Genomic DNA, 26,032 nt, shown 5'->3' on the forward strand with positions numbered 1-26,032 from the left:
TTGAACAATTTAATTATTGACACAATTTATAAAGGGGAAGATTATACTAAAACTCGTTTGCCAAGAGCAGAATATGAAAATTGCGTTTTTGAAGGATGTAACTTTTCCGAAGGATATTTGGATAACCAAATATTCATGGAATGTGAATTTATAGAATGTAATTTAAGTAATACAAATATTGTGAACACCACCTTTAAAGAAGTGAAGTTCTCACATTGTAAACTTATGGGAGCGGCTTTTAATACATGTAATACGTTTTTGATTGACATATCGTTTTTTGACTGCAATCTCAGTTATGCAATTTTTAATGAATTAAAACTTGTGGGGCAGTTCTTTGTATCGTGTAAACTGAATGAAGCAGAATTTTCAGATAGCGACCTAAGTAAAGCGAACTTTGATTCGTGCGATTTAAATCGCACAATTTTTTCTAGAACTAATCTTGAAAAGACAGATTTCAGCACTGCTTTTAATTATAACATTGACCCCGAAAACAATAAGATGACAGGTGCCATTTTTACAAATGATGGCCTTGTCGGTTTATTACAGAAATATAAACTTAAGATAGTCTAGTAATAAGAAATTTATAAAAAGCTTAAATTGAATTTAACTACAAGGCAAGAGACAAAAAATAACGTCCATTAACAGAATTGATTATAACCAAGGAGTAAAAACATATATTACTAATTATTAAATAAAAATTATCATGGGAAAAGGTCAAGACGCAAAGAAAAATGTAAAAAAGGCACCGGTAAAAACAGCTAAAGAAAAAAAAGAAGAAAAGAGGTTAAAAAAATCAAAATAAGGTTAGTGTTAATCTAATTAACATCAACTAAATTTAAAAAAAGAATGCGTCAGGGCCAACGTGTTGCAATTCGAAAAGTTCAAATAAATGATTAAAGAATTCGGGAAACTCAATATTTCTTAGATAAAGGCATTTAAACAAAAGATTCCAATAAAATTCTGCCGAGAATACTTTTGTTGTAAGATTAAAAATTATTGATCCAGGCAAATTTCTCTTTTATGATATCTTCCTTTTGTTTTTCCAAAAATTCAAGTAAGGCACTTGCAGTAGGAGACAATTTCTTTGATTTCAGCCAAATTAAATTCCAAGTCGTTACGAGGGGAAGTCCTTTTACAGGTATAATTTGCAAATCTCCACATTTAAGCTCATTTTTAATACCGATTAAAGGCATTATAGAACATCCTAACCCAGAAACTACTGCTTGTTTAACTGCTTCATTTGAGGTTAGTTGAATCTTTTTTTGTACAGAAAACTTATTCGTTTCAATAAAAGTTACCATCGCATTTCTAGTCGCCGATCCCTGTTCTCTATAAATTAAGGGCAGGTCTTCAAACAATTTCTTTTTGTTTGGAGCTCCCTTAAACTTAAGATCTGAACTACCTACATAAAACAATCTATTAGACATCAGTTCCACCCTGTTCACTTTCAATTTATTAGGTAAAACCGAAACCAGTGCAAAATCTACTTCGTTCAATTCTAGATTTTCAACCACTCTCGCCTTATTGGTAACATCCATAACAAGATCTACCCCCGAATTAATCTTCATAAAGTCAGATAAAAAATAAGGCATTACATATTTACCAGTTGATACTATAGATATTTTGAGCCTCCCTGAAAGGGAACCTTGGTATGCCAAGGTTTTGTAATTAATAGCATAAACCTCATTTAGTATTTTTTCCGCTGCCAAGGCTATTTCCTTTCCGAAATCTGTGATATAAAGCTTTCTACCTACCACCTCGGTCAAGGGAATAGGAAACTGGTCTTGAAAATTTTTTAACTGAATAGAAACTGCAGGCTGGGTCAAATGGAGCTCCTCAGCAGCTTTAGTAATACTCTGTATTTGGGTTATTTTTAAAAATATTTGAAGTTGGTGCAACGTATAATGCATAAAATTTGTTTATGTATAGTATAACTAATATAAATAAAAATTTATAATTAAAATACATAATCTTTGCTTAAAGAAATAGTAATTAATCTTAATAGTCTTAAAATGGAAACAAAAAAAGTAACCTCAACAAAAAAAATTCAATTGGTCAAAGGTGAATTCACTTCGCCGGAAGCCAACGATATTATTATGTCACTTATCGATGAAAAAATCAACTTTCACAAACTACAAAGGCTTCAGCTGTGGGAAGGAAATCACATTTGTAAAACAGACCTTTTGGACGGTCGAATTAAAGAACTTCTAAAAGAAAAATTAAATACCAAAGAGTTCCTAGTAGATACCAAAGAAATTGGTAGAAAATATGTAATCAACGGGATTTTGGAAATCAAGGTTTCTGAATAAGAATCAAGCAAATAATTAGACCATCAAAATCCTATTTATTGAACTTTTTAACAACATCTTTCACTAAAAAAATCGAACATGCAATTTTCAAAATCTACTATTCTACCGGTAATGGGCATAATCTTACTTGCATTATTAATTCTAATGTCCTATGTAAATGAAGCCATTTTTTTAGACCGTATTTTAATCTGTAGCGTCATTTTAAGTTTCGTATTTATTGCCAAGCTGGGCGAAAACAGAAAACAATAGATTTTACATCCAAAAATTAAAAATTCTTTTAAAATCTGCATATGATTCTTGAAAACAAGCCACAAGAAGAAACGACCTTTAAAACAAACAAAAAAAACAATACCTCCCTTTCTATAGCACTTATAAATATTATTCCACTTTTTCTGTGGTTATTATTTATTGGAAATATTATGTACGCCTTATATTTTTATCCTACGATACCTGAATGGTCTAAAGGAACTATATTAAAAATTAATGGTTTCACTATTTTAATCTGGACAACCGTCACCTTCTTCAGTGCCATTGTAAGTAGTTATGCGAAAACCTATCTACAAGGCTTTAAACACCATACCAAATTCATGTTGCTATGCATTGGGTTTACGCTTTCAGTAATGCTTTTAGTCATGTCTAATCATGTATTACTATTACTATTTAGCTGGCTGATGATGGGCAGTTTTATGTCTTATTTAATCGGTATAGATTCTGAATGGGGAGAGGCACGGGAAGCTTTAAAATTTACTTTTCGCTATTTTCTTACTGGTAGTTTATTCCTAAGTTCTGGATTACTTCTATTGGCATATGAAAGTGGAACCTTTACCATAAGTAAAATAATTCCTATACTAGAGAATCTACCAAAGCACATTGTTTTCATAGCAGCTCTTTGCATCATTGTTGCAGCTTTTATACAATCTGCCATTTACCCTTTCCATCGTTGGTTGCTTTCATCCATGACATCGCCTACGCCTGCCTCAGCACTTATGCACGCAGGTTTTGTAAATGGTTCGGGAATAGTATTAGCTTTATTTTCTACCTTAATCTTTACATCTAACACATTTAATATTCTATTGATTGTTGGGGGACTTACCGCAATCATTGCTCAGTTCACCAAGCTTTTACAAGTTAATGTAAAACAAAAATTAGCATGCTCTACCATAGCTCAAATGGGTTTTATGATTATGCAATGCGGGTTGGGATTTTTCAATGCGGCCATAGTACACTTAATTCTTCACGGGTTTTATAAGGCCTATCTATTTCTATCTTCTGGGGAAGAAATCGCACATTCACAACCGCGAACCCCATTAGAAATTAAGATAAGACCGCTACAAGCAGTCATTGTTATTTTATTTGGAGTTCTTGGAGCCACACTTTTCGTTTTGCTTACAGGAAAGGGAACCCAAATAGATAGTAGTATTTTCCTAACTTTAATAGTAGCGATTACCGTAGGTCAGGTAACCTATAATATCGTAAAGGAGCGAAGTCTATCAATTTCTCAAAAAATCATTTTGCCGCCCTTACTTTTTTTCTTAGGCATAGGCACGTATGCAATGCTATATAATGTAGTAACCCTTATGTTAGCAGACATGCCAATGATTTCTGTACCCTTGCCGCTTTCCTCTCTACAGATAGTTTTTGGCATTATTTTCTTAGCAGGGTTTTTCATTATGAAACTTGGGTTTTACCGCAAGATTCCCTGGTTATATGTAAAACTTCTTAACCTGTCTCAGCCCTATAAAAAATCCATATTATTTTATAAATCAAACTTCTAATGAACCAGCAAAATATTCTAAAAAGTATCGAAGAAGCCTCTAAAATTTTTGGAAAGACTTGGCCATTGTACTCCTTTGTGACCTCCAACCCACTTTCGGGGTATGAAAAATCGCCTTTTAAAGTCGCTGTAAGCGACGCCAAAAAACTTTTGAATGCGAGAGTTTTTCCAGAAGCTACTCTCTACCGACAAGCATGGGAAAAAGGAGAAATTGCAAAGGAAAATATATTGCACCTGCTGAAACAGAACGGACTCACCAATACTCCAGAATTCTACCTTCGTCAATTGGAATCGCAAATACCGACAGAGAAAAAAAATAGCTTTCACGATTTAGATAGAATTATGGTGAAATGGCTATCCGCCTTTTTGGATGAGGGCCTTGCAGAATGGAATATGCCCGGAAAAGAAAAAGGGTTTTATAAAGCTTGGCGCTCCTTAGCTCCTTATGATAATGATTTGGAAATATTGAGAAATAGTGATATTCCAAAAACTAGCTCTGATGCCTTAGCATGTGTTTTAAAAGACCATTTAAAAGATGACTATATTAAAATCTTAGTTTATCATTTAGCAGCTTTGCCTGGATGGACGGGATATATTAACCACAGGTTTGAATCTAATTCACCTTGGCAGCAAAAATATCCTATAAACATAGAGGATTATTTGGCGGTACGGTTATATGTAGCCCAACAGCTAAAAATCCCTATTATTCCACAAAATGAAGAGCCAAAAAAGGATAGCAGCATAGAATTACTTCAGTATTTATGGTTAAAGGCCTGGGAAAAAAGTTGGCAAGACCAATTGATATATACTTTAGAAGAGAAATCTAAAGAAATTAAAAATAACCAGCCAAGAGTAAAATCTCCAGATGCTCAAATGGTCTTTTGTATCGATACAAGATCTGAACTTATGAGGAGGCATGTGGAAACTAAAGGTAATTATGAAACTTTTGGATATGCAGGATTTTTCGGGATTGCAATGGACTATAAAGACTTAAACAACGGTCTGTCTCGTAAATCATGTCCACCAATTGTGTCTTCATCATATCAAGTTTCTGAAATACCACAAGCGAGGAAAATAGAAAAGGTACTAGCGTATAAAAAGAAGAATGAAATCTTCAAATTCGGAGAATATTTTCTATCTCGAATGAAGAATATGCTACCCTCTGCTTTCGGATATGTAGAAGGGTCAGGATTATTTTATGGCCTTTCAATACTGGCACGCACTCTTGTACCAGGTTATTTTTATAAACTCAAAATAAAAAACACATCTTCATTTGAGCATATCTGCGAACCAAAAATCAATAGTTTAACTGTTGACGACTCTAATTATGGAATTCCTTTAGATGAACAAGTGGCTATTGTAAAATCCGCTTTTGACCTAACTGGTTGGAAATACTTTTCGCCTTTGGTACTTTTTGTAGGCCACGGTAGTCATTCTGCGAACAATCCGTTCGGTTCCAGTCTAGATTGTGGTGCATGTGCAGCAAGTCCAGGTAGACACAATGCCCGTATGCTGGCTAAGTTGGCAAATCTTTCTGAAGTTAGATTGGCACTCCTAAATAAGTATAAAATTATCATTCCACATACTACAATATTTCTAGGGGCCGAACATAATACCACTACAGATAAGATTGAGATATTTGATACTGAAGTACCGAATTCGCATCAAAAACTATTACTTCAAGTAAAATCGGATTTATTCAAAGCACAAAAAACAGCAACTCAGGATAGGCTTGGTGTTGATAGAAATAGTATTTCTAAAGCCCAGCAAAAAGCTAATAACTGGGGAGAAACTAGACCAGAATGGGGCTTAGCCAAAAATGCAGGTTTCATAATAGCCCCTAGGAATCTCACTAAAAACGTTAATCTTAATAGCCGTTGTTTTCTTCACTCTTACGACTGGGAAATGGATACCGAAGGAAAAGCTTTGGAAAGTATTCTACAGGGACCCATGGTAGTCACTCAATGGATTAACAATCATTATTATTTTTCTACAGTAGATAATTGCAATTTTGGCGGAGGCACAAAGATTACCCACAACATAACAGGGAAATTTGGCGTGGTCCAAGGAAATGGAGGCGATCTTAAAATGGGCCTTCCCTTACAATCTATACGCCAATCCGATAAGGAAATGTATCATCAACCTCTGCGTCTAACAGTTCTTGTACAAGCACCGGTAGACCGGGTACAAAAAATTCTTTTACAAAATGAACATCTAAAAACACTTTTAGACAATGAGTGGATATATTTAATGGTCATGGATCCCTTGAAACAAAATATGGTAGAGAGGTACGAAAACGGCATGAAATGGATTCCTATAAAGGAAAAACAATTTGATGAAAAAAAATATCGTTCAGAAATAGAGCTAACTATATTAGATGGGAATCTAGTATAAAATCTAATTCTCAAAGAAAGAAGATTATTCAGTTCAAATTCGGTATTATTCATAAAAAACCACAGCTAAGGCAGTGGTTTTTTATTTGTTTATTTTCCTTTCAAGCAGGTATTACTAAGTATTGAAAATTGTATTTGTATATCTCTATTTTGAGAAAAAGTAAAAACTGCAAGTCTATAAAATTTTACGAAATCACTAAATATCAAAGAGCAAAAGATGAGTATTAGTATCTTCATAAAGATAAATAAGCGCTGGGTAATACATTTAATACTTAAAAACTATACATCCTTCACAAAAACAGAAATATTGTAACTTGTTACTATATACAATATTGTGAGTCTTTTAAGAATCACAAAAAATGAAACCGAAAACAGTCGATGAATACATTAAATTGCACCAGAAATAGCGCAGGAAAAGCAAAAAGAAATGCACTCTTTTCTAAAGTTAAAATTGATGCAAGTTAACTACTAATGTTAAAAAAATAATTATTGAACGGAAAATACACTCTGACGGAAAAGAAGATTTTTTAGTGGTTTAAAAAGAAAAATATGAACAACTCAAAAAATCTTTAAACCTTAATTCAAAATTATTTCTAGAACAAAGAAAATCATATTTTAAAAAATGAAAGAAAGGATTCTAAACATAAACTTTTCTAAAAGCAATACAGGGAAAAGATCGTCAAAAGCTTAATTGAATGATAAACAAAGTACACCATATAGCCATCATAAGTTTAGACTATGAGGTTTCCAAACAATTCTATACTGATGTATTAGGTTTAGAGGTAATAAGGGAAGTATACCGGGAAGAGCGTAAATCTTATAAGCTAGATTTGGCCTTAAATGGTGAGTACATCATCGAACTGTTTTCTTTTCCCAATCCTCCAAAACGACAATCGAGACCAGAATCATGCGGACTCAGACATTTAGCATTTGAGGTAGATGATTTAGATAAAATCATAGCACATTGTAAGTCATACAATGTAATTGCTGAGCCAATACGAGTTGACGAATTCACTCAAAAGCGATTCACATTTATTGCCGATCCTGATTACTTACCTATTGAGTTTTACGAAAAGTAGATAAAGGCGTTTGTAAACGTTTAATTTGTATATTGGTACAAATACCTGAATATGAAACTTATTCTGCTATTCTTAATTGGCACCACGTGCTTATTACACGCTCAAAACACCTTCTCTTTTGAAGAAGGAATGACAAGTCCAGAATCCAATCTTAAAAATATAGAATGGCTAACAGGTCATTGGAGAGGAGAAGCCTTTGGCGGTATAGCTGAAGAAATATGGAGTCCGAAATTAGGAGGCGTCATGATGTTTTCATTTCGGTTAGTAGCAGATGGCGCGATAAGTTTTTATGAATTTGGGCATATACTTGAAACAGACGGTACATTAATTCTACAACTTAAGCACTTTAATGCTGATTTAAGTGGTTGGGAAGAAAAAGAAGAAACAATCGATTTTAAGTTGGTAAAGGTAGAAGAAGACCGCTTTTATTTCGATGACTTCACCATAGAACGCATATCGGATAAAGAGATAAACATGTATGTAGAGGTTGGTGAAGAAGATGGCACCTCTAACGAGGTAAAATTTAATTACCATAGACAGTAATAGCTAATATGGAAAAGAAAAAATGTTTGGAATGTGGAAAGGAAGTCATGGGCCGTATAGACAAAAAGTTCTGTAACGACTACTGCCGTAATGCCTACAACAACAAGGTTAATCCTGATAGTAAAAACCTAATTCGAAATATTAACAATCGACTTCGAAAGAATTACAAGGTTTTAGATAGTTACAAACTTACCGATGGCAAAACCAAAACCACACGTACCCGTTTGCTAGATAAAGGTTTCGATTTTGATTATGTCACCAATCTCTACACGACAAAAAAAGGAACTACCTATTACTTTTTATATGACCTAGGATACCTTCCTTTAGACAATGATTTTTATATGATTGTGAAACGAGAGTAACTTGTAAAAAATATGGCACTCTTACGAGTGCCTTTAGCTATTAAAAATATAAAAATGAAACTATTTCCAATTATGACCGCTTAACTTAAGTGCCGCGATAACAATATCTTTTCTACTAATTTGACCTACTAGAATACCGCTTTTCATAACAGGTAATCTTCTTCTATTATGTTGAGCAAAAATACCCGCAGCATCAAAAATTGAAATATCATGAGGTATTGTCTCAACAGATTTAGTCATGAAATTTTCAACACTTTTATCTAAAATAGGTTGATTAAAATAACGACTTTCAGAAATTTGCTTCATACAATCTGCCTCTGAAATAATACCAACCAAAAACCCATTATTGTCCAAAACGGGTCCGCCTGAAATATGATGTTTGGCAAATTTTTCCATTACGGTCAAAATAGACTCATCTGGCGAAAAAGTGATTAACTTAGTCGTCATGTAATCGGCTACCAAAATTGGGGCCTCAAATTGTTTTTTAAATATCTTTCGAACGCCTTGAAAACTTTTGATTCCCATAACAGTTTATTTAGAGGTTAATTACTAAAGATACTAAAAAATATCATTTTTACTAATAAAAATCGATGTATGCAACTTATTTTTTAATAATTTATGACTTTATAAAAGAATATCATAATGATGAAAAAAACACCAACCATTTTAACTTTACTCGTAGTTATTCTTTCAGTCTATTGGAGCTTTCGTACGCTCTTGCCCAAATACAAAGCAGATAATGCAGTAGTAGAATCTGAATTCTCAACTGACAGAGCTCTAGTACATGTAAAAGAAATTTCTAAAGAACCACACTCAGTTGGTTTTCCTGCTCACGCTAAAGTACGTTTATATATCGCCTCAGAACTTCAAAAATTAGGTCTCGAAACATCAATACAAGAAGGGTACACTGCAGGTGATTGGGGTAACCTCAGCAAAGCGGAAAATATTCTTGCACGTATTAAAGGGAAAGAATCTGGTAAGGCTTTGTTATTATTAAGTCATTATGACAGCAATCCGCATTCATCACTTGGCGCAAGTGATGCAGGCAGCGGGGTTGCCACTATACTTGAAGGGGTAAGAGCTTTTCTAAAGACGAATCCAAATCCTAAAAACGATATTATCATCCTTATTTCCGATGCTGAAGAATTAGGTTTAAATGGTGCAGACTTGTTTGTCCGCGAACATGAATGGCTCAAAGATGTTGGCCTAGTTTTAAACTTTGAAGCACGCGGTAGTGGCGGCCCTAGTTACATGCTGATGGAAACTAACCGTGGCAATAGCCATTTAATTTCAGAATTCATTACTGCGAATCCTGAATTTCCAGTAGCAAATTCATTGGCCTATAGCATCTATAAAATGTTGCCAAATGATACGGATTTAACCGTGTTTAGGGAAGATGCCGATATAGAGGGTTTTAACTTTGCTTTTATCGATGATCACTTCGATTATCATACTGTAAATGATAATTATGAACGATTGGATAGAAATACCTTAGCGCACCAAGGCAGTTATCTAATGCCCCTATTGAATTATTTCAGCAGTATTGATTTAGGGAATTTGAAAAGCTTGAATGATAATGTCTATTTTAATGTGCCGTTTTTTAGAATGGTCTCCTACCCTTTTACGTGGATTATACCCATGCTAATTCTAGCCGTTCTATTTTTTATTATTCTTTTAATAGTAGGTTTTAAAAAGAAGGTGTTAAACGGTAAAGACATTTTAAAAGGCTTTATACCCGTATTATTCTCCCTTGGCATTAACGGAATCGTTGGTTTTTATAGTTGGTCGATACTTAAATGGCTTTATCCGAGCTATAAAGATATGTTACATGGGTTCACCTATAATGGTCATGCCTATATTATAGCATTCACTCTTTTCTCACTGGGCACATGTTTCTACGCATACCATAGATTTAAAATGGTGAAAACAGCCAATTTATTGGTGGCTCCTCTTTTTTTATGGCTAATAATTTGTAGTTTATTAGCCGTCTATCTTAAGGGTGCAGCATTTTTAATTGTGCCTCTATTTAGTTTTTTAGTTGCTCTTTATGTGCATATCAATCAAAAGAATCCGAACCCATTTTTGTTGGTGTTTCTGGGTATACCTGCCTTATTTATTCTATCGCCATTCGTTACAATGTTTCCTGTTGGTTTAGGTTTAAAAATGATGGTTGCAACAACCCTTCTTACTACTTTAATTTTCTTTTTATTATTACCCCTAATTACAAAATATCGACAAAAAGCGGCATTAGCTTTTCTTAGCTTTTTGCTCTTTGTAGGTTTTATGGTGTCTGCTCATATGCAATCTAATTTCACAAAAGAAAGTCAGAAACCTACCAGCTTACTTTATGTCTTAAATGTTGACGAAGAAAAAGCCATGTGGGCAACTTATGAAAATGTTCTATCTGATTGGACAGCTCAATATATTACCGATGAAAATTATGTAGATAGTACCTTAACCAAGAATACGATTAGCAGTAAATATGGCTCAAATTTCACCTATACCAATAAGGCCCCTTTAAAGGAAGTGCCAACGCCAAACATCGATATACAATTAGATAGTGTTATTGGTCCGATTAGACAGCTAAAAGTTTGTATTACACCGAATAGAGCTATTAATCGTCTAGAAGTTTTTACTAATGAGGTTGATATATTAAAAGCTAATGTAAATGGCATAGAACTATCTGAATATTATTTAAAAAACAGAGGGAATGGAAAGCTAATAACACATTACATCAGTGATATTGTTTATACAGAACTAAACCTTGAAATTCCTTTAGACGCAAAATTAGAATTAACAGTCTATGAGGCATCGAATGATTTATTGAGTAACGCTTTGTTCACCATACCTCAAAGGAAAGAGGATGAAATGCCAATGCCGTTTGTACTTAACGATGCCATTTTAACCATTCAAAAAGTAAAATTTGACTAAAAACATAGGAATTATTGGTTGCGGATGGTTAGGGCTTCCATTAGCGGAAGAGTTGCATAAAGTAGGGTATCGTATTAGCGGTACAACCACTTCAGAAGAAAAGATAGCATTATTGAAATCGAAAGGAATTCAACCTTTTAAAATTTCAATTTCTGAAGATGGTATCAATGGCGCTATTTTAGAATTTTTAAGTACGTTATCTATACTTATCATTAATATTCCTCCTGGTTTAAGAGGTAAAGGTCCAAAGGAAAGTTATATCGAAAAAATTAAACTCTTATATTCCGCCATTAAAAAAACAGAAATAAAACAAGTAATTTTTGCGAGTAGCACGGCTGTTTATGGAGAAGCTGAGGGTATAGTTACAGAAAAAACTAAGCCGGCACCAAATACGGCATCTGGAGTTCAATTATTGGCGTGTGAAAATCTATTCCTAAATGATGAAAAATTACATACTACCATTATTCGGTTTGGAGGATTAATTGGTCCAGAAAGGCATCCGATTACCATGCTATCCGGTAGGGAAAATCTTAAAGGTGGCAATGCACCCATCAACCTTATTCATTTAGATGATTGTATAGGAATAATAAAGTCCATTATTCATCATAATCATTGGAATGCGATTCTCAATGCTGTGTATCCAAAACACCCAACCAAAGAAGAATATTACACTAAAGAAGCATTAAAGAAAGGAATAACTCCACCCCACTATGAATCAGAAAACAACAAGACATATAAATTAATAACTACCTGTAGTCTTTTTCTTATTAATGAATATGATTTTCTTACATCAATAAATTAACTTTTTACAACACTTACATTCATTTTCACAACATATTGGGCATAAAATAGTTAATAAAACATTGATTTTCAGCAATTTATAGATGAATGACATATCTTTATATGACAATTTAAATCCAAAATGTCATGAAGAAAGAAAAATTAAGGGAGAGGGTTTTAGTTGAATTAGAGAAGCTCATCTCCCTAAGTTGTAAGAATCCGAACGGTTCTAGAAAGTACGAGCAATTACATGTCGCATTATTAAAAAAGTACTATAATGCTACTAATGTAATAATAGATTATCACCGACATAGAATAAAGATGGAAGTTATACAAGATGATAGTTTATATGACCCAAAAATGGTAAATACCTATTTGCCAACATTCTATGCAAATTTACTTTTTAATAGTTTAAGTAAATTTTTAAAATCTTGTGTTGAAAGAGACAACAAAAGCATTGGCTTTTATTCACAACTTTTAAACTCTTTTAGAAATTCTAATAATACCATTGAATTGGTTTAAAAGTTTAAAAAATATTGATTTTAGTAGGCGCCTTGTAGGCGCCTTTTTCCTTTTTCAACATTTAAGGCTTTCCTTAACAGGACCATACAGAATATTTTAATAGTTTAGCGCACCTTAAATAGAACTAAAAAGATGAAAAAGACTGTTTTGATAGTATTAATTGCCACATTATTTTCTGGCAATTTTGGATATTCACAAACGAAGACAGAATTAGAAAAGCATTATCAAGCATTTTATGACCAAATGCGTATACAGGGTGATGTAGATGGTGTTATTAATGCACTGACCCACTTGAATGTACTGTCTCCTTCTAAAGAAAGAATGGATACACTTGCTTACATCTATGCAAATGACAATCAGCATTTACAGGCGTTAAATACTATCGGTATAGAAAAAGTAGATTCTGATTCAGACCTTGCTGTTCAAGTTAAGGCGATTTCTTTAAAAGCCTTAAACCAACCAAAAAGAGCTTTAGAGCAATTTGAAATTTTGAACGTTAGAGAGCCTAATGCATATTTAGCCTATGAATTAGCAGATTTAAAAGTACAGTTAGGGGACAATGCAGGTGCCATGAAAAATGTCGAATATGGTCTTGCAAATGCAACTGATGACATGAAATATGCCTTTTACGAGCGCCAACAGCCCTATGAAGTTCCTTTAAAAGCAGCCTTTATGCATATTAAAGGTCTCATACAGTATAACATGGACAAAAATAATATTGATCAAGCTATTGCCACGATTGATCAAGCTTTACAAATGGACCCGAACTTTAATTTGGCAAGTTTAAGCAAGCAAGCTTTAACATCTAGAAAAGATGCTCCTGAAGAGAAAAAATAATATTAAGCTATAGGACTAAAAAAAGCGGATCCAATGGATCCGCTTTTTTTAATTCATTTTCAACTGCTTCAGTAATAGACTATCTTTTTCACCTTTGAGTTTCACCAACTCATCTACATTTTCATTAGGCACTGCTATAGAAAGTACATAATGAGCTATTTTCCATTTTCCGTTTACTTTTTTCAAAACACCAGAACCTCTACAAATTTTCATTTGCGTATCTAAAAGCTCATCGAACCAAGCGATATTTGCTTCGCCGTTTACATATATATTTCGCTCGACAGCAGTAAAATTCCAAGCCCTACCCTTATCAAAATGAGGCTTAGCATAATTTATAAACTCATCTCTCTGCCAATTTTCAGTTGCATCTGTTCCAATAAATACAGCATCTTCGGTCATTAGTCCAAAATACGTATCAAAATCAGCCGATCCAGCAGCTGCATGCCAATCGTCTAAGGCTTTGGTAATTAGAATTTTTTCGTCACTTTGCCCAAAAAGCATAGTACCCATAAACAGAATTAATACACTAATTTTCTTCATTTGCACGTAATTCATCTGGCAGCGTATTATTTACTACTACATTAAACTGATTTCTAAGGTCATTGAAAGCGGTTATCATTTCTATCAAAGATTTCCTTGGGTTTTGACGATACTCTAAATCACCTTTTGTTTTTAAAACGTATGTTTTAAAAACCTTTTGTCTTCCTTTAATTTGAGGTATATCAAAAGCAGTAGGATAAATACCCACTTCCATTTTCTTCTGATTTTCGACCAACTCATCAACTATTAAAACGAAATCTTCTCTATTTTCAGTTGAATAAATCTTATCAAAACTCCTTTCCAAAGCCATGAAATCTTTCCAATCATTAAGTATGGTCTGTGCTTTTGAATCTATACTTACTTTGTTGGGAAGACTATCAGTAACATCCCATTGCCATTCCTGAACATTTTCTATTTCAGAAACAGCCTCCTTACATGAAGAAGCAAGAAGTATAACTATTAAATAAAAAATAATTTTGGGCATAAGCGAATGTACAAATTTTAAGAAAAGGTATCTTTATATGATATTCATTTAACGCTATTTTAAATGCCAAAATACATATTGATAATTGGAGCTTGTGGTCAAATTGGAACGGAACTAACTTTAGCCCTCAGGGAAAAATACGGAAACGACCATGTCATCGCAAGTGACATTAGAGAAGGTAACGACGAATTAATGCAGTCTGGACCCTTTGAAATATTAGATGCCACCAACTATGATAATTTAGAAGAAGTTATTGCATACTATGATATAAGTGAAATTTATTTAATGGCAGCCATGTTAAGTGCAACTGCAGAAAAATTTCCGATGCGTGCGTGGAACTTGAATATGAATACCTTGTTTAATGTACTGAATTTAGCAAAAGAGAAAAAAATAGATAAAATTTTCTGGCCTTCAAGCATAGCCGTTTTTGGACCAAATACCCCTAAAGAAAACACACCTCAAAACACTATAATGGAACCGAGTACGGTGTATGGCATCAGTAAGCAATCTGGAGAACGTTGGTGTGAATATTATTTCAACAAGTTCAATGTTGACGTGCGTAGTATTCGTTACCCTGGACTTATTAGCTGGAAAACAATGCCTGGAGGTGGTACAACCGATTATGCTGTTGAAATATACCATAAGGCCTTATCAGAAAGCTCATACATGTGCTTTTTAAAAGAAGACACTAAATTGCCCATGATGTTTATGGACGACGCCATACGTGCCACCTTACAGATAATGGAAGCTCCCGAAAGTAAAATTAAAGAGAGGTCATCTTACAATTTGGCAGCCATGAGCTTTACCCCAAAAGAAATGGCTGAAAATATCAAAGCCATTCTACCAAAATTTACAATTGATTACTCACCTGATTTTAGACAAAATATCGCCGATTCTTGGCCAAGTAGTATAGATGACTCCAAGGCACAAAAAGATTGGAAATGGAAGGCTGAATTCGACCTTCAAAAAACCACGGAAACAATGCTAGAAAATTTGAAAAATAGGGTTTAGCCTATTTTTCAAATTTTTAATTACTGAATTTCAAACGCTTTTCAATCGCCACAATCATTGCATTGGCGATATCTTTACCTGTAGCGTTTTCAATACCTTCAAGTCCTGGAGAGGAATTCACCTCTAACAACAACGGCCCTTTATTAGATCTAATAATATCAACGCCGGCAACTGCCAAGTTCAATACTTTGGCTGCTTTTAAGGCTAATTTCTTTTCTTCTGGAGTGATTTTTATTATTGAAGCTACACCACCTTGGTGAATATTTGCTCTAAATTCACCTTTTTGCGCTTGGCGTTGCATACTAGCTACAACTCTACCATTTACCACGAAACATCGTATATCTTGCCCATTCGCCTCCTTGATAAACTCTTGCACCAAAATATTAGTATTCACACTTTTGAATGCATTGATAACACTTTCCGCAGCTTTATTTGTTTCTGCCAGAACCACACCCTTACCTTGGGTACTTTCTAAAAGTTTTATAATTAATGGCGCACCGTTAACCATCTTAATAAGGTCTTTGGTATCCATAGGTGATTTTGCAAAACCGGTAATAGGAATATGAATATCGTTATTAGAGAATAACTGAGATGCAAAAAGCTTATCTCTTGATTGTGAAATAGCCTCAGCCGAATTTTGGCAATACACACCCAAATTTTTGAATTGACGTATTAACGCACAGCCATAAAAAGTTACGGCAGGTTTTATACGCGGTATAACGGCATCAAAATCTTTAAGAATATTACCTCCGCGATATCTTATTTCAGGAGAATGGGCATCAAGTTTCATGTATGCTTGCTCAACATTCAAAAACACAATTTCGTGCCCCCTAGCCTCAGCAGCTTCCATTAATCTTTTATTGCTGTACAACAACGGATTACTCGCCAAAAGCGCAATCTTTAATCCAGATTTTTCTTTAAAGTAAGGTGCGTACATTTTATTGACTTCGGTATCATCAAAATCTTGTAATTGATAATTAACCGCTGGATTTACTATAAAACGTGCGTTGAGGGCTTCTCTTCCTAATAACATTCGAAACTCCATCGTATCTCTATTGGCCAACGTAAGCTCAATATCAAAAGTCGAATCCCCAATGGTGACGGGTGTTTTTATAACCAAGCGTACTTCAGAAATACCTGAAGAACTTTTTACCATACGACGATCGACCAATCTTGCCTGGCATTCGATTGCAATACTTCGATTTTCTTGTAATGGGCTCACTTCAAACTTCACCCATTCGGTAGCTCCTCTATTAACTATTTTTATATTGGCAGCCTGTAAAGAGGATGTTTTTGCGCCAGAATCGACCCTTGCTTTTATAGCTGGTATACCCAACTCATTAAATACACACCACTCTTCACTACCTATAATCTGTAAATTATCCAAATTGTTATTTTTTGACTCCTTTAAAAATGGAGTTTTTCTTATTTCTTTCTTAACTCAAATAAATCTGTTCTTCTATCCTTTAAATTGCGTACCGCGCCAAATTGATTAAGCTCTCGCAATAGGTCAATATCCACATCTGCGATTAAAATCATTTCTGTATTTGGAGTAGCTTCCGCCTTAATACCGTTGGTTGGAAAAGAGAAATCACACGGTGTAAACACCATAGATTGAGCGAACTGTATATCCATATTCTGAACATTTGGCAAGTTACCCACACTACCTGCAATCGCTACGTAGCATTCATTTTCAATCGCGCGTGCTTGAGCGCAATGGCGCACACGTGAATATCCGTTTTGGGTATCGGTCAGGAATGGTACGAAAAGAATATCCATACCCTCATCGGCCAATAACCTACTTAGTTCAGGAAATTCAGAATCATAGCAAATCAATACTCCTATTTTTCCGCAATCCGTATCGAAAGTCTTGAAATGCGTACCTCCTTGCATTCCCCAAATCTTTGCCTCGTCAGGGGTAACGTGCAGCTTTTCATAACGTTCCATACTACCATCGCGTCTACATAAATAACCTACATTATAAAGGCGGCCATCTATCATTTCAGGCATACTACCTGAAATAATATTGATATTATAGGATATAGAGAATTCAGAAAATCTCTGAACTATGGCTTTGGTATGTTTAGCGAGCTCTCTAATAGCATTCGATGTAGACATATCATTGTCCTTTGCCATTAAGGGAGCATTAAAAAATTCGGGGAACAGAGCAAAATCTGACCTGTAACCAGAAACAGAATCTATAAAAAATTCCGCTTGCTGTAAAAGTTCTTCCAAGTCTTTGTAAGGGCGCATTTGCCATTGAATCAATCCTAAACGAACAATTGATTTTTTGGTAGCTGCCTTTTTATTCGGTTTTTGATAATAGATATTATCCCATTCCATCAGAATAGCAAAGTCTTGAGAAGCTTTATCACCATCTAAATACCCTTTCATTACTTTGGCAGGATGAAAGTCATTACTGATTTGAAAATTCAGTACTGGATCATGAATTTCTTTACGTCGAACCTTAGCAATATATTCTTTTGGCGAAAGTTCTTCAGCATGTGAATGGTAATTAGGCATACGGCCACCGAATACAATACTTTTCAGATTCAACTTCTCACATAGTTCTTTTCTATAATCATACAAACGTCGACCTAAACGTAAACCCCTAAAACTTGGTTTTATAAAAACTTCTATACCATAAAGTACATCACCTTTGTCATCATGGGTATCGAAAGTATATTTACCCGTAATTTGTTCGTAAGTATGATTATCATCGAACGCATCATAATCAACAATTATAGACAATGCAACACCAGCAATTTGCCCATTAATTTTTATAACCACTTGGCCCTCAGGAAATTTATCGATCAAAGATTTAATATGCTCCTCTTTCCAGTATGAACCTGGCATACTGGCATAAGCAGAAATCATTGCTGTCTTAAGCTCTTGATAGTCATCAAGGTCTAAAAACTTTAATTCGATATTCTCAATTTCATCAATTTTCATATAGCTTTTTCAAACACAACGGGGTTTGGTTTAAATGTTTATATAGAATATAATCCTTTTCCGATTTACAAATAGCAAACCGGAAAAGGAATTTTTAATTTTATTTAAATGTCTTTGTAGTTCTAACTAGGCAAAAGCTAGTCTTCATCTTGGCCATCGACCATATCTTCTGGATCTGGCTCTACTACTGCTTCTGGATCGTCATCTTCGAAATCTTCGTAATCATCTTCGTCATAATTCTCCATAGTATACTCAAGTTTAGCACTGATTTTCACTAAATACTTGGTATCCTCAGTTAACACCTCAACAGCCTCAATACGCTCTCCTTGTCCATTTCTGAAAGAGATAATATTACGATCATCATACCCATCAGGATATTTTTCTACCAAAAGTTTAAGAACTTCTGGAGTCAATTTTTTAAAGTCAACAATGACTCTATTTAAATGTGCGTTCTTGTCCATAATTACATATCTAAAAGGTAAGCAAAAATCAAAGGTGCAACAATAGTCGCATCACTCTCTATTATATATTTTGGAGTATGAATATCTAATTTACCCCAAGTAATCTTTTCATTTGGTACAGCACCAGAATATGATCCATAACTGGTTGTACTATCACTAATTTGACAGAAATAACTCCAAAAAGGTGTATCGGTACGTTCCATATCCTGATACAACATTGGAACAACACAAATAGGGAAATCACCAGCGATACCACCTCCTATTTGAAAGAATCCAATTCCGTTTTTAGAATTTTCAGTATACCAATCGGCCAAGAAAGTCATGTACTCAATACCTGATTTCATAGTACTTGCCTTTAACTCACCTTTCATCACATAAGATGCAAATATATTACCCATAGTACTATCTTCCCAACCCGGGCAAATGATAGGTAGGTTTTTCTCTGCAGCAGCATACATCCAAGAATCTTTAAGGTCTATTTCGTAATACTCTTCTAAAACTCCTGAAAGTAACATTTTGTACATGAATTCATGAGGCAAAAAGCGCTCACCCTTGTCATCCGCATCTTTCCAAATTTTAAAAATATGCTTTTGCAATCTTCTAAACGCCTCTTCCTCTGGAATACAGGTATCGGTAACCCGATTTAAACCCTTCTCTAACAAATCCCATTCATCTTGCGGTGTTAAATCTCTGTAATTAGGCACTCTTTTATAATGTGAATGCGCCACCAAGTTCATAATATCCTCTTCTAAGTTAGCACCCGTACAAGATATAATCTGAACTTTATCTTGACGAATAACTTCGGCGAAAATTTTACCCAACTCTGCTGTTGACATTGCCCCTGCCAATGAAACTAGCATTTTAGCTCCGTTATTCAGTTGCTCTTCGTAACCTTTGGCAGCATCTACCAAGGCGGCGGCATTGAAATGTAAGTAGTATTTTTCTATAAAATTAGTAATCGCACCTTTAGTCTTCGTCATCTTCAAATTTTGAATTTGTATTAGCTTTATAATCTATATCGAACGTATTATCATACTCTTGATCGATATCTTGACCAGCAAATTTATAGCTAAGCATTTTGTAATATAATTTAGCTGCTAAGAAATCTGATGATTTATCATTTTTATTTGGGCAAAGTTCAACAATATCAAAACCAACCACATTCTTATCTTCAAAAACTTGCTTTAAAAACTCTAAAGTCTCGTACCAAAATAAGCCCCCTGGTTCTGGCGTGCCGGTTGAAGGCATAATTGAAGGGTCAAAAGCATCTAGATCTAATGTTATAAAAACATTATCGGTCATTGTTTCAATCACCTTATCCATCCAATATTCATCATTAACCATGTCATGGGCAAAGAATGTTTTTTCTTCATCCATTAACGTTTTTTCAATAGCATCCATTGAGCGAATACCGACTTGCACCAAATTGGTGGTCTGGTTGGCTTCATATACAGCACAAGCATGGTTATACTTTGTACCTTCATATGATTCTCTCAAATCTGCATGTGCATCAATCTGCAAGACGGTAAGATCATCAAAACACTCATTAAAGGCACGAATAGAACCTATGGACATAGAATGTTCACCTCCAAACAACGTCACAAACTTATTACGCTTAATAAAGTCTTTCGTAATAGTATGTACTTCATTGACCATTGCTTCTGGCGAACTGTTTTCCGTTATAGGGTCAGTTAAGTAAATACCTTGTTTATAAACTTCAGAATCGGTTTCAATATCATACAATTCCATGTTTTCAGAAGCTTCTAAAAAAGCTTCTGGACCTTTGTCCGCTCCTTTACCCCAAGTACTGGTTCCATCATAAGGAACCGGAATCAAGATAATTTTGGATTTTTCTAATTGGGCGAATTCATCGGCAATACCGGCATAATTCTTAGATGTACTCATGATATTTCAGCTATTGTTAAGTGGTTTTTTAGAAAATTTTTCAATTTTATATACGTAATTCTATGTTTATCGGTCTTTTAGACAAAAAAAATTATTCATTAGAAGCATCAACATCATAACCCAATATACTTAAAAGGTCTTCTGCTTTTTGCTGCCCCCTAAAGAGCTTATACGTGAAATTACCGTTTTCATCTTTATCTATCAAAATATGTTTCGGCTGTGGTATTAAACAATGTTGCAAGCCACCATAACCCCCTATTGATTCTTGGTAAGCACCAGTATTAAAAAAACCAATATACAAAGGTTTATCTTTTCTATATTTTGGTAAATAAATAGCATTCATGTTCTGTTCACTGTTATAATAATCATCACTATCGCAAGTTAGACCACCTAAAAGTACACGTTCATATTCATCATTCCAACGATTAATTGGCAACATAATAAATCTTTTATTAATTGCCCAAGTGTCTGGTAATGTAGTAATAAAAGATGAATCGATCATGTTCCACTTCTCTCGATCGTTCTGTTGCTTCTGATATAAGATCTCATAAATAGCACCACCACTTTCACCTACCGTAAAACTACCGAATTCGGTAAAAATATGTGGCACTGGCACATCTGCTTCAGAACAGGTAATACTAATCTGGTTTAATATTTCATCTATCATATATTGATAGTCATAATCAAACTGTAAAGAATTCTTTATAGGGAAACCTCCACCAATGTTCAAACTATCCAATGACGGACATATCTTCTTTAATCGAACATATACTTTTAAACACTTCACTAACTCGTTCCAATAATATGCATTGTCGCGAATACCTGTATTAATAAAAAAGTGAAGCATCTTAAGCTCTACTTTATCATTATCTTTTATTTGGTTTTCATAAAATGGCACAATGTTTTTATAACCGATACCCAATCTAGAAGTATAGAATTCAAATTTAGGCTCTTCTTCAGAGGCAATTCGAATACCCACTTTAAAGGTGTCATCAATTACATCGGTAAGTAAATCTATTTCTTCGTAATTATCAATAATTGGAATACAGTTTTGATGACCGTTATTTATTAATCTAGCTATGTTCTCAATGTATTCTTCGCGCTTAAATCCATTGCAGATTACATAAGTGTTATTGGTTAGTTTACCATCTGCCTTAAGTTTTTCAACAATGTTGATATCAAAGGCTGATGAAGTTTCCATATGAATATCGTTCTTTAAAGCCTCGTGCATTACATGCTGAAAATGAGAACTTTTTGTACAATAGCAATAGTGGTACCTACCCTTGTAATCATTCTTTTCTATGGCATTCGCAAACCAGTTTTTGGCTCTTAAAATATTCTCGGATATTTTAGGTAAATAGGTGAATTTTAAAGGGCTACCATATTGCTCCACTAAATCTTGTAATGGTATACCATGAAATTGTAAATGTTCACCATCTAAATTAAACTCTTCTTGAGGAAAATAATAAGTTTGATCAATAAGATCAATGTATTTGGTATTCATGAAATTGAATTATAATGATTTTTTATAAAAATAACAACTAGCCTACAGTTTGAAAGTTAAGAAAACGTAACCATCTACTAGAAAATCAAACTAGAATTTGCTTTTGTGTGGTAGGAATGAAAAAGTAATCATGCTGACTTTGCACGATTGTTGAAAAAGGATGGGAAACTAGCTTTACCAATGGAAAACTAATGTTATAAGCTATCTGTTGAAAATTTTTCCAACTTCCCTCAAATCCAAACTTAAAAAAATTACACATAAGGTTCAGCTAAAAGCTTGAAATCTCTAACACCCATTGTAGTGTATTAGGATAGAACAAATGAAATCAAAAAAAATGAAAAAACAAGCGTTTTCATTTTTTTTACGATGAGCTACTTTGTAGTAATATTAAATTTAATAATAATGTTTTCTAATACCATGTAACTAGTTTATTTTTAGCATATTAAAAACTTCTAATGCGATGAAAGAAAAGAGAAATTATACTGTATTGAGTTACTCTAAACTTATTTTGTTATTCTTTACGTCAAATTTTATGGCAATTGGCCAGATATCTGAGGGGATTTATGTTGACTCTCTAGAAAATAACAGCTCAAAACGAATACATCAAGTTAAAATACATGATGATTATTTTATTTATACCGCTTACGAAAATGACCCGGCTAATTTCATAAAAACATTAGGTGGCTTTGCCAAAATAGAGAAGACTGATGCTAATACTCTGTTGGTCGTTTTACTAGAATTTAATTCTAATTACCCACAAGATTCCATTAGGAAGCTAAGCATACCTGTTAAAATGATTGGAGATAAACTACAATTGAACTGGTTTGAAGAATTGACCTTAGAACCTATAGAAACCAAAACCCAAGATTTAGATGGCGAATGGCTTTTTGCAACTAGAGGTCCTGATACAGGTCAAGATAGGCGTGGGGAAGAAAGCTCAAGAAAAACATTGAAATTTCTAAAGGATGGTACGTTTCAATGGATTGCTTTCGATACAGAATCTTTTCGGTTTTCTGGTACTGGCGGAGGTAGTTATACCTCTAAGGATGGTATCTATACCGAACATATAGAATTTTTCTCTAAAGACAATTCAAGGGTAGGCGCAACACTTGAGTTTAACTATGAGCTTAATAAAAATGACTGGTACCATACAGGCAATAATAGTAAAGGAGAACCTCTATATGAGATATGGGCAAAACGTAAATAGCTAGTAAATTTAAAATAATCTTACCCAGCGCTTTAAGCGTAAATGATTTTCCTTATTTAAATGAAACCCGTAACACAACCCTTTTTAGTTTTGTTTACTTTTTTGTTTGCAATTAAGATCGATAGCATACTTACAGGAATAAGAAAACTACCTACGGTATGTGTCAAAAAATAAAGGTCATTTATAAAAAGGCTTGACAAAGCCGCCAAGCCTGTATAAAAAATCAGAATTTCGGTCACTATAAATCCTATGAAGTAAACTAAAAATATCAATGTACTTTAATGCGAAGACTCACAAAAACATGTTTTCCAATTTGAACAACCTTGACTTGACTGTATTTTTAGATAAAAAAGTTGAACTGACCCAAATCATTTTATAAGTGCATTACTGGCTATACCTTCAAAGTATATTTAAATAATTTTTAATCTAAAAAATATAATTATGTCACTTGTAAAATTTAGAAAAAGGCCATTTAGAAACTTAGTTACCCAAGATTTTTTCGATATTGATAATTTTTTTGACAACCGTAGATGGGGGCGAAATATGTTGCAAGATGCCTTTTGGAATGGTAAATCTGCGGAACCAGCCTTGAACATCAAGGAAACTGACGATAATTTCGAGATTGAACTTGCCGCCCCGGGTTTTGGTAAAAAAGATTTTAATATAACAATCGATGATGGCTGCTTGAATATTTCGGCTGAAAAGTCTAAAGTGAAAGAAGAAAAAGAAGACAACTACACCCGCAGGGAATTCAGCTATAACTCTTTCGAGCGCTCGTTACAATTGCCTGAAAGTGTAAAAGAAGAAGAAATCAAAGCAAAATATAATGATGGCATCTTGAGCTTTAAATTGGCCAAAAAAGAAGAGGCCAAGAAAAGACCGCCCAAAGTGATCGAAGTCGCATAAACACATTTTCCATTAAGCAATGCCCTCTTACCAGCCCTGAACGTGTCCATTTAAAAAGGTTTAGTTCGGGGCATTGCTTATTCCAATTAAAGACTTATACTTCAATATGCTTAAAAATCCTTTAAAATTTTCCATAAAGAATTGTCTAGTAAAACTAGTGAGCGGGGTATAACAAGAACATAGGTTGAATATGAAAAAGGGCATTCCTTTACAGAAAACCTTTCACAATATATTCACCTTAAAAAGCCCACGGATAGGTTTCCGGGAGCTGGGATTTATCCACATAAACGTCCATGGCATGTACCCCCTCTGAAGAATCAATATGGATAAAGGCATCATATCGCTCGGGCATGACCGAGGGTACATAATTCCCTATTTTTTCATATTTCGGGTGATACACCACCCCAATGGCACGGTGCCCTATTGAAGTTTTAAATAGGTCGTTCTCTTTTAGTTCATCCATGAAAACCAATTGATTACCCTTACCCGTTTTATGCAATAAATATTCCCAGGAACCTTTGACTGCTTCAGGAACGTGCATATTCCGCATAGGTGCACCCCATTCAGAGCCTGCTACCACGGTACCCTGGTATGATCCAAATCCAACTATTTTAGGATTATAGCTTGGAAGTTGCTCGCGTACCAATTGACCAACATTGATGGTATTGTCAAGTACCATATCAGTAGCACGGGCATCGCCGACATGGGTATTGTGCTCCCAAATAATGGCCTTGGTATTGGGCCCGTGAAAGTGCAACAATCGGACTAAAGTATCCATCATATGGTGGTCACGCAAGTTCCAGGAACTTTGATTCGCCGAGACCATAGAACGGTAATATTTTTCTGCATTTTTAGCGATATGGGCGTTTTGTTCCATATTTAGAGCAGCTTCGATATCGGTATTAAAAGTAGGTACACGTTTCTTTATATCGCTCAATAAGGAAACAACTTCATGTTCGCAGGTCTTGGGTAAAAAACGCTGCAAAGACCGTGCGTAGGCCATGCCCATTTCATCGCCAAAGGGTTCGAAACAGCCCATGGCCCTTTTGGCTGAAGGCAAGAGTGTTCTATCGTGAATTTGTAAATAGTCGACTATAGCCTCAATGGATTCCCAAAGACTATAGACATCTAGACCATATATGCCTACCCTTTTGTGGGCGGACAAATCAGTATTATGCTCGTACAGCCAATTTACCAAGGTTTCAATTTCCCAATTCGCCCACATCCAAGTTGGCCAGCGATTGAATTCCTTAAGCACCTTGACAGAGCTATTGTGGCTGTTTTGATAGTTCTTTACATAGCGGTTTACGCGATAGAAATCGGGCCAATCGCCTTCTACGGCAATAAAATTGAATCCGTGCTCTTGAATCAGTCGCTTGCTTATAGCGGTACGCCATGTATAGTATTCATGGGTGCCATGTGATGCCTCGCCCAAAAGAACAAGTTTCGAATGTGAGAGTTCCTCTATTAGGGGATCGAGGTCCAAGACATTCTCAAGTTTTTGACTCACTTCGCTAAGTTTTTCTATTCGC

26 protein-coding genes are annotated in these 26,032 nt (G+C 34.6%); 15 read left to right on the forward strand and 11 right to left on the reverse strand.

Annotated elements, in window-relative coordinates:
• Positions 1 to 570, forward strand: a complete 570-nt coding sequence (locus tag BMY56_RS11295) for a pentapeptide repeat-containing protein (RefSeq protein ID WP_091624079.1) — start codon at positions 1 to 3, stop codon at positions 568 to 570.
• A 416-nt stretch (positions 571 to 986) separates the two neighbouring features.
• Here the strand turns inward: BMY56_RS11295 and BMY56_RS11300 are convergent, their stop codons facing one another.
• Entirely contained in the window at positions 987 to 1,910 is a 924-nt protein-coding gene (locus BMY56_RS11300; RefSeq protein WP_091624082.1) for a LysR family transcriptional regulator, read from the reverse strand.
• A gap of 102 nt (positions 1,911 to 2,012) precedes the next feature.
• On the opposite strand from BMY56_RS11300, the gene BMY56_RS11305 reads away from it, so the two are divergent.
• From BMY56_RS11305 to BMY56_RS11330, 7 genes are all read left to right on the forward strand, one after another.
• The gene (locus BMY56_RS11305) at positions 2,013 to 2,309 is read left to right on the forward strand and encodes a hypothetical protein (protein WP_091624085.1); all 297 of its coding nucleotides are present in this window, start codon (positions 2,013 to 2,015) and stop codon (positions 2,307 to 2,309) included.
• Between the two features lie 78 nt (positions 2,310 to 2,387).
• The gene (locus BMY56_RS18630; protein ID WP_177170958.1) at positions 2,388 to 2,558 is read left to right on the forward strand and encodes a hypothetical protein; all 171 of its coding nucleotides are present in this window, start codon (positions 2,388 to 2,390) and stop codon (positions 2,556 to 2,558) included.
• Positions 2,559 to 2,599: 41 nt separating this feature from the next.
• Positions 2,600 to 4,084 carry a proton-conducting transporter transmembrane domain-containing protein gene (locus BMY56_RS11310; protein WP_091624088.1) on the forward strand — a complete coding sequence of 495 codons (1,485 nt, stop codon included), beginning with the start codon at positions 2,600 to 2,602 and terminating at the stop codon, positions 4,082 to 4,084.
• On the forward strand, positions 4,084 to 6,477 hold the full coding sequence (locus BMY56_RS11315; protein ID WP_091624091.1) for a DUF2309 domain-containing protein: 2,394 nt from the start codon (positions 4,084 to 4,086) through the stop codon (positions 6,475 to 6,477). The genes BMY56_RS11310 and BMY56_RS11315 overlap by 1 nt, the downstream gene beginning before the upstream one ends.
• 694 nt (positions 6,478 to 7,171) lie before the next feature.
• Positions 7,172 to 7,555, forward strand: a complete 384-nt coding sequence (locus tag BMY56_RS11320; protein ID WP_091624094.1) for a VOC family protein — start codon at positions 7,172 to 7,174, stop codon at positions 7,553 to 7,555.
• Between the two features lie 51 nt (positions 7,556 to 7,606).
• Complete coding sequence (locus BMY56_RS11325; protein ID WP_091624097.1) at positions 7,607 to 8,098, forward strand: DUF6265 family protein; 492 nt, start codon at positions 7,607 to 7,609, stop codon at positions 8,096 to 8,098.
• Between the two features lie 8 nt (positions 8,099 to 8,106).
• Positions 8,107 to 8,460, forward strand: coding sequence for a hypothetical protein (locus BMY56_RS11330; protein WP_091624100.1), 354 nt, complete (start codon positions 8,107 to 8,109; stop codon positions 8,458 to 8,460).
• Between the two features lie 60 nt (positions 8,461 to 8,520).
• Here the strand turns inward: BMY56_RS11330 and BMY56_RS11335 are convergent, their stop codons facing one another.
• A complete protein-coding gene (locus BMY56_RS11335; protein WP_091624103.1) occupies positions 8,521 to 8,985 on the reverse strand; it encodes a CBS domain-containing protein in 465 nt (154 codons plus the stop codon).
• Positions 8,986 to 9,105: 120 nt separating this feature from the next.
• Between BMY56_RS11335 and BMY56_RS11340 the strand changes: the two genes are divergently transcribed.
• The 4 genes from BMY56_RS11340 (at position 9,106) to BMY56_RS11355 (ending at position 13,530) form a co-directional block, all read left to right on the forward strand.
• Complete coding sequence (locus tag BMY56_RS11340) at positions 9,106 to 11,391, forward strand: M28 family peptidase (protein WP_091624106.1); 2,286 nt, start codon at positions 9,106 to 9,108, stop codon at positions 11,389 to 11,391.
• Positions 11,384 to 12,193, forward strand: coding sequence for an NAD-dependent epimerase/dehydratase family protein (locus BMY56_RS11345; RefSeq protein ID WP_091624109.1), 810 nt, complete (start codon positions 11,384 to 11,386; stop codon positions 12,191 to 12,193). Before BMY56_RS11340 ends, BMY56_RS11345 begins: the two co-directional genes overlap by 8 nt.
• Before the next feature lie 125 nt (positions 12,194 to 12,318).
• On the forward strand, positions 12,319 to 12,693 hold the full coding sequence (locus BMY56_RS11350) for a hypothetical protein (RefSeq protein WP_091624111.1): 375 nt from the start codon (positions 12,319 to 12,321) through the stop codon (positions 12,691 to 12,693).
• 132 nt (positions 12,694 to 12,825) lie between these two features.
• On the forward strand, positions 12,826 to 13,530 hold the full coding sequence (locus BMY56_RS11355) for a tetratricopeptide repeat protein (RefSeq protein ID WP_091624114.1): 705 nt from the start codon (positions 12,826 to 12,828) through the stop codon (positions 13,528 to 13,530).
• Between the two features lie 48 nt (positions 13,531 to 13,578).
• Here BMY56_RS11355 and BMY56_RS11360 read toward each other — a convergent pair whose 3' ends face one another.
• Both BMY56_RS11360 and BMY56_RS11365 read right to left on the reverse strand, forming a co-directional pair.
• On the reverse strand, positions 13,579 to 14,070 hold the full coding sequence (locus tag BMY56_RS11360) for a nuclear transport factor 2 family protein (RefSeq protein ID WP_091624116.1): 492 nt from the start codon (positions 14,068 to 14,070) through the stop codon (positions 13,579 to 13,581).
• The gene (locus BMY56_RS11365; RefSeq protein ID WP_091624119.1) at positions 14,057 to 14,554 is read right to left on the reverse strand and encodes a hypothetical protein; all 498 of its coding nucleotides are present in this window, start codon (positions 14,552 to 14,554) and stop codon (positions 14,057 to 14,059) included. The genes BMY56_RS11360 and BMY56_RS11365 overlap by 14 nt, the downstream gene beginning before the upstream one ends.
• 63 nt (positions 14,555 to 14,617) lie before the next feature.
• Between BMY56_RS11365 and BMY56_RS11370 the strand changes: the two genes are divergently transcribed.
• Entirely contained in the window at positions 14,618 to 15,565 is a 948-nt protein-coding gene (locus tag BMY56_RS11370) for an NAD-dependent epimerase/dehydratase family protein (RefSeq protein ID WP_091624122.1), read from the forward strand.
• Between the two features lie 16 nt (positions 15,566 to 15,581).
• Here BMY56_RS11370 and rimK read toward each other — a convergent pair whose 3' ends face one another.
• The 6 genes from rimK to BMY56_RS11400 form a co-directional block, all read right to left on the reverse strand.
• Positions 15,582 to 16,952 carry a 30S ribosomal protein S6--L-glutamate ligase gene (rimK, locus tag BMY56_RS11375; protein ID WP_091624124.1) on the reverse strand — a complete coding sequence of 457 codons (1,371 nt, stop codon included), beginning with the start codon at positions 16,950 to 16,952 and terminating at the stop codon, positions 15,582 to 15,584.
• 38 nt (positions 16,953 to 16,990) lie between these two features.
• A complete protein-coding gene (locus tag BMY56_RS11380) occupies positions 16,991 to 18,517 on the reverse strand; it encodes a bifunctional GNAT family N-acetyltransferase/carbon-nitrogen hydrolase family protein (RefSeq protein ID WP_091624127.1) in 1,527 nt (508 codons plus the stop codon).
• A gap of 137 nt (positions 18,518 to 18,654) precedes the next feature.
• Complete coding sequence (locus BMY56_RS11385) at positions 18,655 to 18,978, reverse strand: hypothetical protein (protein ID WP_091624129.1); 324 nt, start codon at positions 18,976 to 18,978, stop codon at positions 18,655 to 18,657.
• Positions 18,979 to 18,980: 2 nt separating this feature from the next.
• Positions 18,981 to 19,958 (reverse strand): deoxyhypusine synthase family protein, encoded by a 978-nt coding sequence (locus BMY56_RS11390; protein ID WP_091624132.1) that lies wholly within the window; start codon positions 19,956 to 19,958, stop codon positions 18,981 to 18,983.
• Positions 19,945 to 20,883: an agmatinase gene (gene speB, locus BMY56_RS11395; RefSeq protein ID WP_091624135.1), complete on the reverse strand. Its 939-nt coding sequence runs from the start codon at positions 20,881 to 20,883 to the stop codon at positions 19,945 to 19,947. Before speB ends, BMY56_RS11390 begins: the two co-directional genes overlap by 14 nt.
• Before the next feature lie 91 nt (positions 20,884 to 20,974).
• Positions 20,975 to 22,387, reverse strand: coding sequence for an arginine decarboxylase (locus BMY56_RS11400; RefSeq protein ID WP_091624138.1), 1,413 nt, complete (start codon positions 22,385 to 22,387; stop codon positions 20,975 to 20,977).
• 460 nt (positions 22,388 to 22,847) lie between these two features.
• Between BMY56_RS11400 and BMY56_RS11405 the strand changes: the two genes are divergently transcribed.
• Positions 22,848 to 23,594 (forward strand): hypothetical protein, encoded by a 747-nt coding sequence (locus BMY56_RS11405; protein WP_091624140.1) that lies wholly within the window; start codon positions 22,848 to 22,850, stop codon positions 23,592 to 23,594.
• 441 nt (positions 23,595 to 24,035) lie between these two features.
• On the forward strand, positions 24,036 to 24,500 hold the full coding sequence (locus tag BMY56_RS11415; protein WP_091624146.1) for an Hsp20/alpha crystallin family protein: 465 nt from the start codon (positions 24,036 to 24,038) through the stop codon (positions 24,498 to 24,500).
• Between the two features lie 238 nt (positions 24,501 to 24,738).
• Here BMY56_RS11415 and BMY56_RS11420 read toward each other — a convergent pair whose 3' ends face one another.
• Complete coding sequence (locus BMY56_RS11420) at positions 24,739 to 25,986, reverse strand: erythromycin esterase family protein (protein WP_245737201.1); 1,248 nt, start codon at positions 25,984 to 25,986, stop codon at positions 24,739 to 24,741.
• Between the last annotated feature and the right edge of the window lie 46 nt (positions 25,987 to 26,032).

Source organism: Maribacter orientalis (genome assembly GCF_900109345.1).
GTDB classification, from domain to species: Bacteria; Bacteroidota; Bacteroidia; order Flavobacteriales; family Flavobacteriaceae; genus Maribacter; species Maribacter orientalis.

What these genes read in the sequence shown, in the direction of transcription:
- BMY56_RS11300 (WP_091624082.1), bottom strand. Translation starts at nt 1,910, where the DNA reads ATGCATTATACGTTGCACCAACTTCAAATATTTTTAAAAATAACCCAA.
- BMY56_RS11305 (WP_091624085.1), top strand. Translation starts at nt 2,013, where the DNA reads ATGGAAACAAAAAAAGTAACCTCAACAAAAAAAATTCAATTGGTCAAA.
- BMY56_RS18630 (WP_177170958.1), top strand. Translation starts at nt 2,388, where the DNA reads ATGCAATTTTCAAAATCTACTATTCTACCGGTAATGGGCATAATCTTA.
- BMY56_RS11310 (WP_091624088.1), top strand. Translation starts at nt 2,600, where the DNA reads ATGATTCTTGAAAACAAGCCACAAGAAGAAACGACCTTTAAAACAAAC.
- BMY56_RS11315 (WP_091624091.1), top strand. Translation starts at nt 4,084, where the DNA reads ATGAACCAGCAAAATATTCTAAAAAGTATCGAAGAAGCCTCTAAAATT.
- BMY56_RS11320 (WP_091624094.1), top strand. Translation starts at nt 7,172, where the DNA reads ATGATAAACAAAGTACACCATATAGCCATCATAAGTTTAGACTATGAG.
- BMY56_RS11325 (WP_091624097.1), top strand. Translation starts at nt 7,607, where the DNA reads ATGAAACTTATTCTGCTATTCTTAATTGGCACCACGTGCTTATTACAC.
- BMY56_RS11330 (WP_091624100.1), top strand. Translation starts at nt 8,107, where the DNA reads ATGGAAAAGAAAAAATGTTTGGAATGTGGAAAGGAAGTCATGGGCCGT.
- BMY56_RS11335 (WP_091624103.1), bottom strand. Translation starts at nt 8,985, where the DNA reads ATGGGAATCAAAAGTTTTCAAGGCGTTCGAAAGATATTTAAAAAACAA.
- BMY56_RS11340 (WP_091624106.1), top strand. Translation starts at nt 9,106, where the DNA reads ATGAAAAAAACACCAACCATTTTAACTTTACTCGTAGTTATTCTTTCA.
- BMY56_RS11350 (WP_091624111.1), top strand. Translation starts at nt 12,319, where the DNA reads ATGAAGAAAGAAAAATTAAGGGAGAGGGTTTTAGTTGAATTAGAGAAG.
- BMY56_RS11355 (WP_091624114.1), top strand. Translation starts at nt 12,826, where the DNA reads ATGAAAAAGACTGTTTTGATAGTATTAATTGCCACATTATTTTCTGGC.
- BMY56_RS11360 (WP_091624116.1), bottom strand. Translation starts at nt 14,070, where the DNA reads ATGAAGAAAATTAGTGTATTAATTCTGTTTATGGGTACTATGCTTTTT.
- BMY56_RS11365 (WP_091624119.1), bottom strand. Translation starts at nt 14,554, where the DNA reads ATGCCCAAAATTATTTTTTATTTAATAGTTATACTTCTTGCTTCTTCA.
- BMY56_RS11370 (WP_091624122.1), top strand. Translation starts at nt 14,618, where the DNA reads ATGCCAAAATACATATTGATAATTGGAGCTTGTGGTCAAATTGGAACG.
- BMY56_RS11380 (WP_091624127.1), bottom strand. Translation starts at nt 18,517, where the DNA reads ATGAAAATTGATGAAATTGAGAATATCGAATTAAAGTTTTTAGACCTT.
- BMY56_RS11385 (WP_091624129.1), bottom strand. Translation starts at nt 18,978, where the DNA reads ATGGACAAGAACGCACATTTAAATAGAGTCATTGTTGACTTTAAAAAA.
- BMY56_RS11390 (WP_091624132.1), bottom strand. Translation starts at nt 19,958, where the DNA reads ATGACGAAGACTAAAGGTGCGATTACTAATTTTATAGAAAAATACTAC.
- speB (WP_091624135.1), bottom strand. Translation starts at nt 20,883, where the DNA reads ATGAGTACATCTAAGAATTATGCCGGTATTGCCGATGAATTCGCCCAA.
- BMY56_RS11400 (WP_091624138.1), bottom strand. Translation starts at nt 22,387, where the DNA reads ATGAATACCAAATACATTGATCTTATTGATCAAACTTATTATTTTCCT.
- BMY56_RS11405 (WP_091624140.1), top strand. Translation starts at nt 22,848, where the DNA reads ATGAAAGAAAAGAGAAATTATACTGTATTGAGTTACTCTAAACTTATT.
- BMY56_RS11415 (WP_091624146.1), top strand. Translation starts at nt 24,036, where the DNA reads ATGTCACTTGTAAAATTTAGAAAAAGGCCATTTAGAAACTTAGTTACC.